The organism is Luteimonas wenzhouensis (assembly GCF_007859305.1).
In the GTDB taxonomy this organism is placed as follows: Bacteria; Pseudomonadota; Gammaproteobacteria; order Xanthomonadales; family Xanthomonadaceae; genus Luteimonas; species Luteimonas wenzhouensis.
The window spans coordinates 61,599-76,031 of record NZ_VOHE01000001.1 but is presented as its reverse complement, the minus strand read 5'-3'; the positions used below and the strand labels follow the sequence as shown (position 1 = coordinate 76,031).

The window sequence follows — 14,433 nt, the reverse complement described above, 5'->3', positions numbered from 1 at the left end:
GGGCAGGGTATAACACCCCGCTTTTCCCGTCCAAGGGAAACCTCCAAGAGGAATCGCAGCAAGTGGTCGCCAAGAAGTCCGCAAAGAAGCCCGTCAAGCCCGCGAAAGCGGCCAGGTCCGCCGCCGGCAAGGCGTCGGGTTCCGCCAAGGCGGTGAAGAAGGTTCCGGCGAAGAAGGCCGCGACCAAGGCCGCCAAGCCCGCCGCCAAGGCCGCGGCGAAGAAGGCCGCGCCTGCGAAGAAGGCGGCAGCCGTGAAGAAGGCGCCCGCCAAGAAGGTGGCGCCGGCGAAGAAGGCGCCGGCGAAGAAGGCCGCGGCCGTGAAGAAGGCGGTCCCGGCGAAGAAGGCCGCGCCCGCCAAGAAGGCGGCGCCGGCCAGGAAGGCCGTGGCCGTGAAGAAGCCGGTCGCCAGTAAGGCGGCCCCGGCGACGAAGGCCGCGACCAAGGCAACGGTCGCCAAGGCCGCGGCGAAGTCGCCCGCGGTTGCCAAGCCCGCGTCCGCGAAGGCCCCCAAGCCGGTGGCCAAGAAGGCTGCCGCCCCGGCTGCGCGCACCGCACCGGTGTCCGCCCCCGCGGGCAGGGTGGCCACGGCGAAGGCCCCGGCCGCGGCGCCTGCGCCGTCCAGGCCCCGTGTCCAGGGCAAGGTGGCGGTCGCGGTCACCACCAAGGCCCCGGCCCCGGCGCAGAAGCCCAAGTTCAAAGTCGTGCCCTACGAGGTCGACCCGGAGACCGGCCGCCCGATCCTGCCGCCCGGGTACAAGCCCAGCCCGGACGAGGAGTACATGAACCCGCTGCAGCTGGAGTACTTCCGCCAGAAGCTGCTGGCGCGCCGGGAGGAGCTGGTCGAGGAGTCGCGCCAGACGATCGAGAACCTGCGCGACGAGGTCCGCGACGTGGGCGACGAAGCCGAACGCGCCAGCCGCGAGACGGAGAACGCGCTCGAACTGCGCACGCGTGACCGCTACCGCAAGCTGATCAACAAGATCGAGAGCATCATCCGCCGTGTCGACGAAGGCGACTACGGCTATTGCGTGGACACCGGCGAGGAGATCGGCCTCGACCGCCTGGAGGCGCGCCCGCAGGCCGAACGCACCATCGACGCCCAGGAGCGCTGGGAGCACCTGCAGAAGCAGATGGGTGATTGATCACGGGTCCCCCGGATCCGGCCGTGGAAGACCCCGCTCCGGCGGGGTTTTCCACGTGTGGGCCCGCTGCCATCGCGCCGGCGGCTACCGTCCGGCGACCAGCTCGTGGAAGTGCAGCCGCCGCAGCTTCGGCGCGCGCCAGGCGGTGACCGCGGCCACGCCCACGGTCACGCAGCCGCCCAGCACCACCGCCGGCACCAGGCCCAGCAGGCGCGCCATGCTGCCGGCGTAGAACGCGCCGATCTCGTTGGACGAGCCGACGAACAGGCCGTTGATCGACGACACCCGGCCGCGCATGTGGTCGGGCGTGGCCAACTGCATGATCGTCGAGCGGGCGACCACCGAGACGCCGTCGCACACGCCCGACAGCAGCAGGAAGCACGCCGACAGCCAGAACGCCGTGGACAGGCCGAAGCCGATCATGCACAGGCCGAAGCCGACCACCGCCAGCAGCAGGATCCGGCCCGCGTTGCGGTCGAGCGGACGCCGCGCCAGCCACACGCCCATCGCCACCGCGCCCAGCGCCGGGGCCGCGCGCAGGATGCCCAGGCCCTCCGGCCCGTAGTGCAGGATCTCCTGGATGAACGCCGGTGCCAGCGAGATCGCGCCGCCGAACATCACCGCGAACATGTCCAGCGCCAGCGCGGCGAGCAGCACCTGGTGGCCGAACACGAAGCGCGCGCCTTCGGCGATGCTCGACAGCACCGGCGTGCGCGTCGCCGCCGGCGCCGGCTCCTCGACCTGCATGCGCAACATCGCCAGCGCCGCGCAGGCCGCGAACACCGCGGCCACCGCATAGGCGACCGGCTTGCCCGCCCAGCCGACCAGGAAGCCGCCGATCGTCGGCCCGGTCACCAGCCCGGCCTGGAAGACGATGCTGCCGAGGCTGGCGCCGCGCACGAACTGCGCGCGCGGCAGCACGCGCCCGAACAGTGCGTTGTACACCGGCCCGAGGAACGCGCGCACGCAGCCGGTGAGGGCGATCGCCGCGTAGATCGCGAACGTGCCGCCGGCGGTCCACCAGCCGGCGGCGATGGCCATCAGCAGCAACGGCGTGATCGCCAGGCACGCCGCGGCGAAGGCGCCCAGGCGCCGGCGCGGCAGCACGTCGACCAGGTGGCCGGCGAACGGGGCCACGCAGAAGTAGGGCAGCACCTCGGCCAGGCCCACCAGCCCCAGCATCCATGGATCGCGGGTGAGTTCGTAGACGTGCCAGCCCACCGTCACCGCCACGCCCTGGTAGGACAGGATGGTGAGGATCCGGAACCCCATCAGCAGCCGGAAGCCGGGGGTCCGCAGCGGCGCCAGGCGGCTGTCCTCCGGGTGGCGGGGCGCCGCGCTGCTCACCCCAGGGTGCGTTGGGCGGCGTCGCGGATGAAGGCCAGCAGCGACGCCAGGCCGTTGCTGCGCGTGGGCGAAAGGTGCTTGGCCAGGCCGATGTCGGCGATGTAGTCCGGATCGGTGTCGAGGATCTCGCGTGCGCTACGGCCCGAGTACACGCGCAGCGCCAGGAAAATCAGGCCCGAGACGATCGCCGAGTCGCTCGCGGCGGCGAAGTCCAGACGCGAGGCATCGCCCGAGGGCACGATCCAGACCATCGACTGGCAGCCGTGCAGGCGGTGCTCTTCGGTGCGCAGTTCGTCGGGGAACGGCGGGAGCTTGCGGCCCAGGTCGATCAGGTACTGGTACCGTTCGGACCAGTCGTCGAAGAACGCGAACTCGTCGCGGATCGCGGCCTGGGCTTCGGCGGCGGTGGGTTCGAGCGGGAAGGGGGAAGCGTTCACGGGGATCCTGCGGTTGGAGTCGTGTCCCGGCATGCCGGGGCGGCCGCGCGGCCGGTGTTCCTGTCCGGCGGCGGCCTTCAGGCCCGCTTCCAGCGCACGCCCTGCGGCGTGTCCTCGAGCAGGATGCCTTCGGCGGCGAGCTGGTCGCGGATCGCGTCGGCGCGGGCGAAGTCGCGCGCCTTCTTGGCCGCGGTGCGTTCGTCGATCAGGGCCTGGATGCGGGCCTCGTCGGCGTCGGCGCCGCGCGCGAACCAGGCGCCGGGATCCTGTTGAAGGAGGCCGAGCGCCGAGCCTGCCCCACGTAGCCGGGCCGTTAGTACTGTCAGCCTTCTTATCCCTTCTTGGGGAGGCTGTTGCACATGCACGAGCTGATTTCGGAGCTGCCTCACTTTGGAAGCGATCTCTGCGAGTTCGGCTAGCGCCTTCGGAGTATTGAGGTCCTCCTCCAAAGCGCGTTCTATAGTTTCCGGAATCCGAGGGCTCTGCGGTTCGGGGTCGCCTTGGCCGCGCAAGATGCTGAGTACCCTTAAGGCATCCGCGTCCCTTAACGTGCCGTACAGGCGGTCAAGCGTCTTCACGGACTTTTCGACAAGCTCGTCCGACCAGTCCAGCGGCTGCCGGTAGTGGGCCGACATCAGCGCGTAGCGCAGCGCCTCGGGCGGGTGCCGCTGCACGAGGTCGTGGACCTTCTCGATGTTGCCCAGCGACTTGGACATCTTCGCGCCCGAGAGCGTGAGCATGCCGTTGTGCAGCCAGAACCTGGCGAACACGCGCCCGCCGTGGGCGCACTCGCTCTGCGCGACCTCGTTCTCGTGGTGCGGGAACTGCAGGTCGACGCCGCCGGCGTGGATGTCGATGGTCTCGCCCAGGTGGGTCTCGGCCATGGCCGAGCACTCGATGTGCCAGCCCGGGCGGCCGCGGCCCCAGGGCGAGTCCCAGCCGGGCAGGTCGTCGGACGAGGGCTTCCACAGCACGAAGTCGCCCGGGTTGCGCTTGTACGGCGCGACCTCGACCCGCGCGCCGGCCTGCATTTCCTCCGGATCGCGGCGCGACAGCCGGCCGTAGCCGGGGAAGGTGTCGACCGCGAACAGCACGTGGCCCTCGGCGACGTAGGCGTGCCCCGATGCGACCAGGCGCTCGATCATCTCCACCATCTGCGGGATATGCGCGGTCGCGGCCGGCTCGATGTCGGGCGCGAACGGGCCGGACACGCCCAGTGCGGCCATGTCCTCGCGGTAGGCGGCGGCATAGCGGTCCGTGATCACCGAGATCGGGACCCCGGCCTCGCGCGCGGCGGCGTTGATCTTGTCGTCCACGTCGGTGATGTTGCGCGCGTAGCGCAGCGCGCCGTGGCGGCGGCGGAGCAGGGCGGCCAGGACCCCGAACACCACCGGCCCGCGCGCATTGCCGATGTGCACGTAGTTGTAGACCGTCGGCCCGCACAGGTACATCGTGGGGCAGGCCGGATCCAGGGGTTCGAAGGGCTCGATCCGGCGGGTGAGGCTGTTGAACAGGCGCAGGGACATCGGCACGCGGCGGCGGGAAACCGTCGATTCTAGGGCGAGATGCCCGCCGCGGCACCCCGGCCCCCCCTGCCGCGCCGGTGGCGGCCGCGCCGGCCGGCCCGGCGGCGGCCGGATTCAGCCCGTGGCCGGACTGTCCGGCCTACACTGGCCGCAATGTCCCGTAGCACCCTCCCCACCGCGGTCCGGACGGCGCGCCTGCTGCTGGCGGCGGCGTGTGCCCTGTGCGTGGCGGCGGGCGCACAGGAGGCGCAGGAAGACGCGTTGCCGGCGCCCCCGCCGGCGCGGCAGCCCGAGAACGTGCGGGTCGAGTTCGCCCAGGTGCTGCGCGCCGAACCGGTGTACCAGACGCTGCGTGCGACCAGCATGGTCGAGCGCTGCGAGGCCTCGACCCCGGTCGAGGACCCCGACGAGGCCAAGACCGGGCTGGCGCGGGTGATCGGCGCGGTCAAGGGCGCGCTCACCCCCGACCCCAAGGTCGAGGAGGTGGCCCCTTCGGCTGGCGGGCAGTGCCGGATGGTGCCGGTGGAGCGGGAGTTCCGGCGTCCGATCGGCTACGACGTCGACTACGTCCACCGTGGCGTCAAGTACCGCTCCCGGCTCCCGACCGACCCGGGCAATCGCCTGCGGGTGCGGGTGTCGGTGACGCCGGTCGTTTCAGACGAAACCCCATGACGGGCGTGATTCCTGTTGCAGTGCAGTGCGCGGCGTGAGACGATCCGCGGCGTGCCGAACTTCCTTTACAGCGCCGACGTCCTGACCTCCGCCCGCATGGCGTCGGGGATGACCTCGCGCGCGCGTCGACCGGACCCCTGCCACTGAGCTGGGCCGACCCGACGTGCCATGCCGTCATGCCGGAACCCAGCCAGAGGCTGGGTTTTTTCGTTTCTGAAGGCCACGCACCACCGCCATCCACACGGACACCGACGAGATGAAGCACTTCCTCAACACGCAGGACTGGAGCCGCGCCGACCTGGACGCGCTGCTCGCCGACGCGGCCCGGTTCAAGCGCGAGCGCCTGGGCGATGCGCTCAAGGGACGCTCGATCGCGCTGGTGTTCTTCAACCCCTCGATGCGCACCCGCACCAGCTTCGAGCTTGGCGCGTTCCAGCTCGGCGGCCACGCCATCGTGCTGCAGCCGGGCAAGGACGCCTGGCCGATCGAGTTCGACCTGGGCACGGTGATGGACGGCGACACCGAGGAGCACATCGCCGAGGTGGCCCGGGTGCTGGCCCGCTACGTGGACCTGATCGGCGTGCGCGCGTTCCCCAGGTTCGTCGACTGGCAGTACGACCGCCAGGACGTGGTGCTCAACGCGTTCGCGAAGTACTCCACGGTGCCCGTCATCAACATGGAGACGATCACCCACCCCTGCCAGGAGCTGGCCCACGCGCTGGCCCTGCGGGAGCACTTCGGCACCACCGATCTGCGCGGCAGGAAGTACGTGCTGACCTGGACCTACCACCCCAAGCCGCTGAACACCGCGGTCGCGAACTCCGCCCTGACCATCGCCACCCGCCTGGGCATGGACGTGACCCTGCTGTGCCCGACGCCCGAATATGTCCTCGACGAGCGCTACATCGACTGGGCCCACCGCAACGTGGCCGAGAGCGGCGGTTCGTTCCAGGTCAGCCACGACATCGAGAGCGCCTACCGCGGCGCCGACGTGGTCTACGCCAAGAGCTGGGGCGCGCTGCCGTACTTCGGCAACTGGGCGCCGGAGAAGCCGATCCGCGACCAGTACAGGCACTTCATCGTCGACGAGCGGAAGATGGCGCTGACCAACAACGGCGTCTTCAGCCACTGCCTGCCGCTGCGCCGCAACGTCAAGGCGACCGACGCGGTGATGGACTCGCCCAACTGCCTCGCCATCGAGGAAGCCGAGAACCGCCTGCACGTGCAGAAGGCGGTGATGGCCGCGCTCGCGCGCCAGTAGCCAGGACCCGCCCCCCGCCAGCGGGGGAGGCCGGGACGGGAACGGCGGCCACCGGCGCCCGACCCGTCCCCCGCATCCGCCCCGACTCCCGAATGCAGGGGAGGGGCCCCCACCGAGAAACAAGACAATGAGCGTCTCCGATTCCAAAGACATCGTCCTCGCCTTCTCCGGCGGCCTGGATACCAGCTTCTGCGTGCCCTGGCTGCAGGAGCGCGGCTGGCGGGTGCACACCGTGTTCGCCGACACCGGCGGCGTGGACGCCGACGAGCGCGAGTTCATCGAGAAGCGCGCGGCCGAGCTCGGCGTGGCCAGCCACGTCACCGTCGACGGCGGCCCGGCGATCTGGAACGGATTCGTCAAGCCGTTCGTCTGGGCCGGCGAGGGCTACCAGGGCCAGTACCCGCTGCTGGTGTCCGACCGCTACCTGATCGTGGACGCGGCGCTTGCGCGCGCCGCCGAACTGGGCACCAACGCCATCGCCCACGGCTGCACCGGCATGGGCAACGACCAGGTGCGCTTCGACCTGGCGGTGAAGGCCCAGGGCGACTACCGCATCGTGGCGCCCATCCGCGAGATCCAGAAGGAACACACCCAGACCCGCGCCTACGAGCAGAAGTACCTGGAGGAGCGCGGCTTCGGCGTGCGCGCCAAGCAGAAGGCCTACACGATCAACGAGAACCTGCTGGGCGTGACCATGTCCGGCGGCGAGATCGACCAGTGGGAGGCGCCGGGCGAGGGCGCGCGCGGCTGGTGTGCGCCGCGCAGCGCGTGGCCGGCCGAGCCGCTCACGGTACGCCTGGGGTTCGAGCGCGGCGAGGCGGTCGAGCTCGACGGCAAGGCGCTTCCGGGCGAGCAGATCCTGGCCAAGCTCAACCGGCTGTTCGCGCCCTACGGCGTGGGCCGCGGCATGTACACCGGCGACACCGTGATCGGGCTCAAGGGCCGGATCGTGTACGAGGCGCCGGGCCTGGTGTCGCTGCTCACCGCGCATCGCGCGCTGGAGGAGGCGGTGCTGTCCAAGCACCAGAACCGCTTCAAGCCCGAAGTCGCGCGCAAGTGGGTGGAACTGGTGTACGAGGGCTTCTTCCACGACCCGCTCAAGACCGACCTCGAGGCCTTCCTGGCCTCGTCGCAGGCCACGGTCAACGGCGAAGTGGTGCTCGAGACCCGCGGCGGCCGCGTGGACGCGGTGGCGGTGAAGTCGCCGCACCTGCTGCACTCCAAGGGCGCCACCTACGCCCAGTCGGCCGACTGGGGCGTCGAGGAGGCCGAGGGTTTCATCCGCCTGTTCGGCATGAGCAGCACGCTCTGGGCCGAGGTCAACCGCTGAGCGATGAGCGACCTGCTTCCTTCCACCCTCGCGCACCTGGGAAAGCTGGTGTCCTTCGACACCCGCAACCCGCCGCGCGCGATCACCACCGGCGGCATCTTCGACTACCTGCGCGAGCAGCTGGCCGGGTTCCGGATCGAAGTGGTCGACCACGGCGCCGGCGCGGTGTCGATGCTCGCTGTGCGCGGAACGCCCTCGCGCCTGTTCAACGTGCACCTGGACACGGTGCCGTCCTCGCCGCACTGGAGCGCCGACCCGCACGTGCTGCGGGTCGAGGGCGACAGGGCGATCGGCCTGGGCGCCTGCGACATCAAGGGCGCCGCCGCGGGCCTGGTCGCGGCCGCCCAGGCGACGGACGGCGACGCCGCGTTCCTGTTCAGCAGCGACGAGGAGGCCAACGACGCGCGCTGCATCAAGGCCTTCCTCGCCCGCGACCACGGCTTCGGCCAGGTGGTGGTGGCCGAGCCGACCGGCTGCGAGGCGGTCCTGGCCCACCGCGGCATCAGCGCCGTGCGCATGGCCTTCCGCGGCCGCGCCGGCCACGCCTCGGGCGCCGCGGCGCTGGACGCCAGCGCGCTGCACCACGCGGTGCGCTGGAGCAACCGGGCGCTCGACTTCGTGGGCATGGAATCGCACCGCCGCTTCGGCGGGCTGACCGGCCTGCGCTTCAACATCGGCCGGCTCGAGGGCGGGATCAAGGCGAACGTGATCGCGCCCGAGGCCGAGCTGCGTTTCGGCTTCCGGCCGCTGCCCTCGCACGACCTCGACCAGCTCCACGCGGCGTTCCGCTCCTTCGCCGCGCCCGACGCGCTGGAGGCGTACGAGGAAACCTTCCGCGGCCCGCCGCTGCCGGCCGGCGACATCGCCTCGGCCGAGGACCGGCGCCTGGCCGCGCGCGACCTGGCCGAGGAGCTGGGCCTGCCGGTCGGCAACGCGGTCGACTTCTGGACCGAGGCCTCGCTGTTCTCCGAGGCCGGGCTCACCGCGCTGGTGTTCGGCCCCGGCGACATCGCCCAGGCCCATACCGCCGACGAGTGGGTCTCGCTCGCACAACTGCAACGCTACGGCGGCATCGTCCGCGACATCCTGCGCCAATGAACATCGAAGCCAACCGCCAGACCCGGCAGACCATCGTGCGCCTGCTCTCGAGCATGGCCAGCGCGAAGGAGATCAGCCAGTACCTCAAGCGCTTCTCGCAGCTCGACGCCAAGCGCTTCGCCGTGGTCAAGGTCGGCGGCGCGGTGCTGCGCGACGACCTCGAGGCGCTGACCTCCTCGCTGGCCTTCCTGCAGGAGGTCGGCCTGACCCCGATCGTGCTGCACGGCGCCGGCCCGCAGCTCGATGCGGAACTGTCGGCGGCCGGGATCGGGAAGCAGACGGTCAACGGCCTGCGCGTGACCACGCCCGAGGCGCTGGCGATCGTGCGCCGCGTGTTCCAGTCCTCCAACCTGGCCCTGGTCGAGGCGCTGCAGGCGGCCGGCGCGCGCGCGACCTCGATCACCGGCGGCGTGTTCGAGTCCGAGTACCTTGACCAGGACACCTACGGGCTCGTCGGCCAGGTGCGGTCGGTCAACCTGGCGCCGATCGAAGCCAGCCTGCAGGCCAGCTCGATCCCGGTGATCGCCAGCCTCGGCGAGACCCCGGGGGGGCAGATCCTCAACATCAACGCCGACTTCGCCGCCAACGAGCTGGTGCGCGTGCTGCAGCCGTACAAGATCATCTTCCTGACCGGCACCGGCGGCCTGCTCGACGCCGACGGCAAGGTGATCGACTCGATCAACCTGACCAGCGAATACGAGCACCTGATGCAGCAGCCGTGGATCAACGGCGGCATGCGGGTGAAGATCGAGCAGATCAAGGACCTGCTCGACCACCTGCCGCTCGAGTCCTCGGTCTCGATCACGCGCCCGGCGGACCTGGCCAAGGAGCTGTTCACCCACAAGGGCTCGGGCACCCTGGTCCGGCGCGGCGAGAAGGTGCTGCGCGGCACCGCCTGGGACGCCTTCGACCTGGAGCGGTTGCGCGGGCTGATCGAACGCAGCTTCGGCCGCCGGCTGGTGCCGGACTACTTCGAGCGCACCCGCCTGCTGCGCGCCTACGTGAGCGAGAACTACCGCGCCGCGGTGATCCTGTCCGACGCCGACGGCCTGGTCTACCTGGACAAGTTCGCGGTCCTCGACGACGCCCAGGGCGAGGGCCTGGGGCGCGCGGTCTGGAACGTGATGCGCGAGGAAACGCCGCAGCTGTTCTGGCGCTCGCGCCACAACAACCAGGTCAACATCTTCTACTACGCCGAATCGGACGGCTGCCTCAAGCAGGAGAAGTGGAAGGTGTTCTGGTACGGCCTGGGCGGCTTCGCCGAGATCGAGCGCTGCGTGGCCCACTGCGCCACCCGGCCGCCCACCCTGGTGGACTGAGCATGGACGTGCGCGCGACCGCTTCCTCCTGGAGCACGGTGCCGCGGCTGGCGGGCCGGCACGCCGTGCTCGAGCCGCTGGACCGGTCTCACGTGGACGGACTGCGCGCGGCGGTGGAGGGGAGCGGGCTGGACCGGCTCTGGTACACCAGCGTGCCGGCGCCCGAGGGGGTCGCAGGTTATGTCGAGGCGGCGCTCGAGGCCCAGGCGGCTGGCCGGGTGCTGCCGTTCGCGGTGCGCGACCCCGCCGGCGCCGTGGTCGGCTGCACCCGCTACTACGGCCTCGACCCGGAAGTGCCCAGGCTCCTGGTGGGCTACACCTGGTACACGCCGCGGGTGCAGCGCACCGGGGTCAACACCGAGTGCAAGCTGATGCTGCTGCACCACGCCTTCGAGGCGATGGGCTGCGCCTGCGTCGGCTTCGAGACTTCGTGGTTCAACCACGCTTCGCGCGCGGCCATTGCCCAGCTCGGTGCGAAGCAGGACGGCGTGCTGCGCCACCACAAGCGGCACGCCGACGGTACCCTGCGCGATACCGTCGTGTTCTCCATCCTCGACAGCGAATGGCCGGCGGTGCGCAACCACCTGCAGGCCAGACTGGATGCCCACCCATGAGCAGCAAGACGTTTTCCATCGGCATCATCGGCGCACGCGGCCACACAGGCGCCGAGCTGATCCGCCTGGTCGCGGCACACCCCGGGCTGGAACTGGCGTTCGTGTCCTCGCGCGAGCTCGCCGGCCAGCGCGTGGCCGACCACAACGACGCCTACCGGGGCGACCTGCGGTTCGAGAACATCGCCCACGACCAGGTCGCGGCCCGTGGCGCCGACGTGGTGGTGCTGGCGCTGCCGAACGGCAAGTCCGGCGAGATCGTCGCCGGCATCGACGCCACGGCGCCGGGCACCCTGGTGGTGGACCTGTCCGCCGACCACCGCTTCGATCCGTCCTGGTACTACGGCCTGCCCGAGATCACCCGCGGCGACTACGCGGGGCAGAAGCGGATCAGCAACCCGGGCTGCTACGCCACCGCGATGCAGCTGGCGATCTGGCCCATGCTGGAGTTCCTCGCCGGGCCGCCGCAGTGCTTCGGCGTGTCGGGATACTCGGGCGCGGGCACCACGCCCTCGGACCGCAACAACCCCGAGCTGCTGCGCGACAACCTGATGCCCTACAGCCTGGTCGGGCACGTCCACGAGCGCGAGGTCTCCGCGCGGCTGGGCGTGCCGGTGGAGTTCATGCCGCACGTGGCGCCGCATTTCCGCGGCATCACCATGACCGTGAACATGTGGTTGCGCGAACCGCTCAAGGCCGACTGGATCCGCGCCCGCTACGAGCAGCGCTATGCCGGCGAGCCGCTGGTGCGGGTCGTCGAGGAGGCGCCGTGGGTGAGCCGCATCGCCGGCCGGCACGGGGTGGAGATCGGCGGCTTCACCGTCTCGGCCGACGGCAAGCGCCTGGTGGTCGTGTCCACCGAGGACAACCTGCTCAAGGGCGCGGCCACCCAGGCCATGCAGAACATCAACATCGCGCTGGGGTTGCCCGAACTGGCCGCGATCCCGCCGTTCAAGGAGGTGGCCCGTGGCTGAGTTGCTGTGGCAGAAGCCGGGCGTGGCGGTGGACGCGCAGATCCAGCGCTTCCTCGCCGGCGACGACGTGGTCCTGGACCGCGAGTTCTTCCTCCACGATATCGCCGCCAGCGCCGCGCACGCCGAAGGGCTGCAGCGCATCGGCATCCTCACCAAAGCGGAACTGGCCGATCTCAAGCGCGAACTGGCGGTCCTGGCCGATGACTTCCGCAGCGGCGCCTTCGTCCTCGACGAGCGCTATGAGGATGGCCATTCGGCGATCGAGGCGCGCCTGACCGAGCGCCTCGGCGACCCCGGGCGCAAGATCCACACCGGCCGCAGCCGCAACGACCAGATCCTGGTCGCCACCCGGCTGTGGCTGAAGGAGAAGCTCGCCCGCGTGGCCGGGCTCTCGCGGGAGGTGGCGAAGGTGGCGCTCGACCGCGCCGCCGCGGAGAAGAACCTGCCGATCCCGGGCTACACCCACATCCAGCGCGCCGTGGTGTCCTCGGCCGGCATGTGGTGGGCCGGCTGGGCCGAGGCCTTCATCGACGACGCCGTGCGCGCCGGCGACACCCTGGCGCTGGTCGACTGCAATCCGCTGGGCACCGCCGCCGGCTATGGCGTGAACCTGGCGCTGGACCGCGACCACACCACCGCCGCGCTCGGCTTCGCGCGGATGCAGGTCAGCCCGGTGTACGCCCAGCTCTCGCGCGGCAAGTTCGAGCTGGCCGCGCTCGAGGCGCTGGGCAGCGCCACGCTCGACCTGCGCCGCCTGGCCTGGGACCTGTCGCTGTACACGACCTCCGAGTTCGGCTTCGTGTCGCTGCCGCCGCAGTACACCACCGGCAGTTCGATCATGCCCAACAAGCGCAACCCGGACGTGATCGAACTGATGCGCGCCACCCACGCCAGCGTCGCCGCCGCGCGCACCGAGATCGAGCAGCTGCTGTCGCTGCCGTCCGGCTACCAGCGCGACCTGCAGGCCTCGAAGGGCGCGATCTTCCACGGCTTCAGCCGCGGCATGGCCGCGCTCGAGCTGCTGCCCGCGCTGCTGGCCAACCTGGAGTGGCGCGAGGACCGCCTGCGGGCGGCGATCGACTCGGGGATGTACGCCACCGACGTGGCGGTGGACGCGGCGATCACCGGGGTGCCGTTCCGCGAGGCGTACCGCGCCGCAGCCGAGGGGGCGGCCACGGCGGGGCAGGGGCGCACGCCCGAGGGCAGCCTGGCCGCGCGCACCTCGCCGGGGGCCGCCGCGGACCTGCGCCTGGACGCGCTGCGGGCGCGCTGGGAGGCGCTGTGAGTGCGCCGCGTTACCTGGTGGTGCTGATGCGGCGCCCCGGCTTCGACGAGGCGCTGGTCGCGCCGCACCTCGCATTCCTCGACGACCTGCGCGCGCAGGGCGTGCTCGAACTGAGCGGCGGCTTCGGCGACCGCAGCGGCGGCGCCTACCTGCTGCACGGCCTGTCGGGGCTGGAGGAGGCACGCGCGATCGCGATGCGCGACCCGCTGGTCGCCCAGGGCGCTTCCGACCTCACCGTGCACGAGTGGAACTCCCGCTGACGCCATGGCACCCCACGACTTCACCGAACAGATGCTGCCGCCCTGGCGGCGCGCCGTGCTCAAGGTCGGCAGCAGCCTGCTGGCGGCCAATGGCGGCGGCCTGTCGACCGAGTACGCCGGCGCGATCGCCGGTTTCGTGGTCGCCGCGCACCGGATGGGCCGGGAAGTGGTCGTGGTGTCCTCCGGCGCGGTCGCGGCCGGGCGGGCGATCATGCGCGAACAGCCGCACGACGGCGCCGAGATGGCCGAGCGCCAGGCCCTGGCCGCGCTCGGCCAGGCGCGCCTGATCGGCTTCTGGCAGGCGCTGCTCGACCGCCAGGTGGCCCAGGTCCTGCTCACCCACGACGACCTGCGCAACCGCCGCCGCTACCTCAACGCCCGGGCCACCCTGTCGGCCCTGCTGCGGCACCGCGCGGTACCGGTGGTGAACGAGAACGACACCGTTTCGGTGGACGAGCTCAAGCTCGGCGACAACGACAACCTGGCCGCGATCGTGGCCGCGCTGGTCGATGCCGACGTGCTGTTCATCGCCACCGACATCGACGGCCTCTACGATTCCGACCCGCGCCGCAACCCCGAGGCGCGGCCGGTGGAGATGGTGTCCCAACTCACGCCGGCGCTGCTCGCGGCCGCCGGCGGTTCCGGCAGCGCGGTGGGCACGGGCGGCATGCGCACCAAGCTCGAGGCCGCGCAGCGCGCCGCCGCGGCCGGGGTGGCCACGGTGCTGTTCAACGGTACCCGTGCCGACGTGCTCCAGGCCCTGGCCCGCGATCGCCTGCGCGGCACCCGCGTGCACGCCCTGCGCACCCGGGTCGCGGTGCGCAAGCACTGGTTGCAGAACGCACCGGCCGAGCCGGGCGGCATCTTCATCGATGCCGGCGCGGCCAACGCCCTGGTCGAGAAGGGGGCCTCGCTGCTGCCCGGTGGGGTCGTGGCCGCCGAGGGCGACTTCCGCCGCGGCGACATGGTCGAGGTGATGCTGCGCGAGGACGCCGGCATCCGGCGCGTGGCGCGCGGTGTCAGCCAGTACTCGGCCGCTGACATCCGGCGCATCGCCCGCCGCCACTCGCGCGAGATCGAGGGCATCCTCGGCTACAGCTACGGCGGCACCGTGATCCACCGCGACGACCTGATGCTGGTCTAGCCGGCGCATAACCCGACACCGATCGAC

The 14,433-nt window shown here is 71.3% G+C and carries 14 protein-coding genes; 11 read left to right on the top strand and 3 right to left on the bottom strand.

Annotated elements, in window-relative coordinates; all coding sequences use genetic code 11:
- Positions 1 to 62: 62 nt before the first annotated feature.
- Positions 63 to 1,142, top strand: a complete 1,080-nt coding sequence (gene dksA, locus FQY79_RS00325; protein ID WP_146309696.1) for an RNA polymerase-binding protein DksA — start codon at positions 63 to 65, stop codon at positions 1,140 to 1,142.
- Positions 1,143 to 1,226: 84 nt separating this feature from the next.
- On the opposite strand, the gene FQY79_RS00320 is transcribed toward dksA, so the two are convergent.
- From FQY79_RS00320 to cysS, 3 genes are all read right to left on the bottom strand, one after another.
- A complete protein-coding gene (locus tag FQY79_RS00320; RefSeq protein WP_281289272.1) occupies positions 1,227 to 2,489 on the bottom strand; it encodes an MFS transporter in 1,263 nt (420 codons plus the stop codon).
- Entirely contained in the window at positions 2,486 to 2,926 is a 441-nt protein-coding gene (locus tag FQY79_RS00315; protein WP_186759657.1) for a SufE family protein, read from the bottom strand. The genes FQY79_RS00320 and FQY79_RS00315 overlap by 4 nt, the downstream gene beginning before the upstream one ends.
- Positions 2,927 to 3,003: 77 nt before the next feature.
- Complete coding sequence (gene cysS / locus FQY79_RS00310; protein WP_146310763.1) at positions 3,004 to 4,452, bottom strand: cysteine--tRNA ligase; 1,449 nt, start codon at positions 4,450 to 4,452, stop codon at positions 3,004 to 3,006.
- Positions 4,453 to 4,605: 153 nt separating this feature from the next.
- On the opposite strand from cysS, the gene FQY79_RS00305 reads away from it, so the two are divergent.
- From FQY79_RS00305 to proB, 10 genes are all read left to right on the top strand, one after another.
- Positions 4,606 to 5,124: a hypothetical protein gene (locus FQY79_RS00305; RefSeq protein WP_146309692.1), complete on the top strand. Its 519-nt coding sequence runs from the start codon at positions 4,606 to 4,608 to the stop codon at positions 5,122 to 5,124.
- A 256-nt stretch (positions 5,125 to 5,380) separates the two neighbouring features.
- Entirely contained in the window at positions 5,381 to 6,385 is a 1,005-nt protein-coding gene (locus FQY79_RS00300; RefSeq protein WP_146309690.1) for an N-acetylornithine carbamoyltransferase, read from the top strand.
- Between the two features lie 127 nt (positions 6,386 to 6,512).
- A complete protein-coding gene (locus tag FQY79_RS00295; RefSeq protein WP_146309688.1) occupies positions 6,513 to 7,715 on the top strand; it encodes an argininosuccinate synthase in 1,203 nt (400 codons plus the stop codon).
- Between the two features lie 3 nt (positions 7,716 to 7,718).
- Positions 7,719 to 8,813 carry an acetylornithine deacetylase gene (locus FQY79_RS00290; protein WP_146309686.1) on the top strand — a complete coding sequence of 365 codons (1,095 nt, stop codon included), beginning with the start codon at positions 7,719 to 7,721 and terminating at the stop codon, positions 8,811 to 8,813.
- Entirely contained in the window at positions 8,810 to 10,132 is a 1,323-nt protein-coding gene (locus tag FQY79_RS00285) for an acetylglutamate kinase (RefSeq protein ID WP_146309684.1), read from the top strand. Before FQY79_RS00290 ends, FQY79_RS00285 begins: the two co-directional genes overlap by 4 nt.
- A gap of 2 nt (positions 10,133 to 10,134) precedes the next feature.
- The gene (locus tag FQY79_RS00280; RefSeq protein ID WP_146309682.1) at positions 10,135 to 10,746 is read left to right on the top strand and encodes a GNAT family N-acetyltransferase; all 612 of its coding nucleotides are present in this window, start codon (positions 10,135 to 10,137) and stop codon (positions 10,744 to 10,746) included.
- Entirely contained in the window at positions 10,743 to 11,717 is a 975-nt protein-coding gene (gene argC / locus FQY79_RS00275) for an N-acetyl-gamma-glutamyl-phosphate reductase (RefSeq protein ID WP_146309680.1), read from the top strand. Before FQY79_RS00280 ends, argC begins: the two co-directional genes overlap by 4 nt.
- On the top strand, positions 11,710 to 13,002 hold the full coding sequence (gene argH / locus FQY79_RS00270) for an argininosuccinate lyase (protein WP_146309679.1): 1,293 nt from the start codon (positions 11,710 to 11,712) through the stop codon (positions 13,000 to 13,002). Before argC ends, argH begins: the two co-directional genes overlap by 8 nt.
- Before the next feature lie 26 nt (positions 13,003 to 13,028).
- Positions 13,029 to 13,262 carry a YciI family protein gene (locus FQY79_RS00265; protein WP_146310761.1) on the top strand — a complete coding sequence of 78 codons (234 nt, stop codon included), beginning with the start codon at positions 13,029 to 13,031 and terminating at the stop codon, positions 13,260 to 13,262.
- A 4-nt stretch (positions 13,263 to 13,266) separates the two neighbouring features.
- Positions 13,267 to 14,406 carry a glutamate 5-kinase gene (proB, locus tag FQY79_RS00260; protein WP_146309677.1) on the top strand — a complete coding sequence of 380 codons (1,140 nt, stop codon included), beginning with the start codon at positions 13,267 to 13,269 and terminating at the stop codon, positions 14,404 to 14,406.
- Positions 14,407 to 14,433 lie beyond the last annotated feature (27 nt).

Excerpts from the sequence above, each read along its gene's own strand:
- cysS (WP_146310763.1), bottom strand. The coding sequence starts at position 4,452 with ATGTCCCTGCGCCTGTTCAACAGCCTCACCCGCCGGATCGAGCCCTTC.
- FQY79_RS00305 (WP_146309692.1), top strand. The coding sequence starts at position 4,606 with ATGTCCCGTAGCACCCTCCCCACCGCGGTCCGGACGGCGCGCCTGCTG.
- FQY79_RS00300 (WP_146309690.1), top strand. The coding sequence starts at position 5,381 with ATGAAGCACTTCCTCAACACGCAGGACTGGAGCCGCGCCGACCTGGAC.
- FQY79_RS00295 (WP_146309688.1), top strand. The coding sequence starts at position 6,513 with ATGAGCGTCTCCGATTCCAAAGACATCGTCCTCGCCTTCTCCGGCGGC.
- FQY79_RS00290 (WP_146309686.1), top strand. The coding sequence starts at position 7,719 with ATGAGCGACCTGCTTCCTTCCACCCTCGCGCACCTGGGAAAGCTGGTG.
- FQY79_RS00285 (WP_146309684.1), top strand. The coding sequence starts at position 8,810 with ATGAACATCGAAGCCAACCGCCAGACCCGGCAGACCATCGTGCGCCTG.
- FQY79_RS00280 (WP_146309682.1), top strand. The coding sequence starts at position 10,135 with ATGGACGTGCGCGCGACCGCTTCCTCCTGGAGCACGGTGCCGCGGCTG.
- argC (WP_146309680.1), top strand. The coding sequence starts at position 10,743 with ATGAGCAGCAAGACGTTTTCCATCGGCATCATCGGCGCACGCGGCCAC.
- FQY79_RS00265 (WP_146310761.1), top strand. The coding sequence starts at position 13,029 with ATGCGGCGCCCCGGCTTCGACGAGGCGCTGGTCGCGCCGCACCTCGCA.
- proB (WP_146309677.1), top strand. The coding sequence starts at position 13,267 with ATGGCACCCCACGACTTCACCGAACAGATGCTGCCGCCCTGGCGGCGC.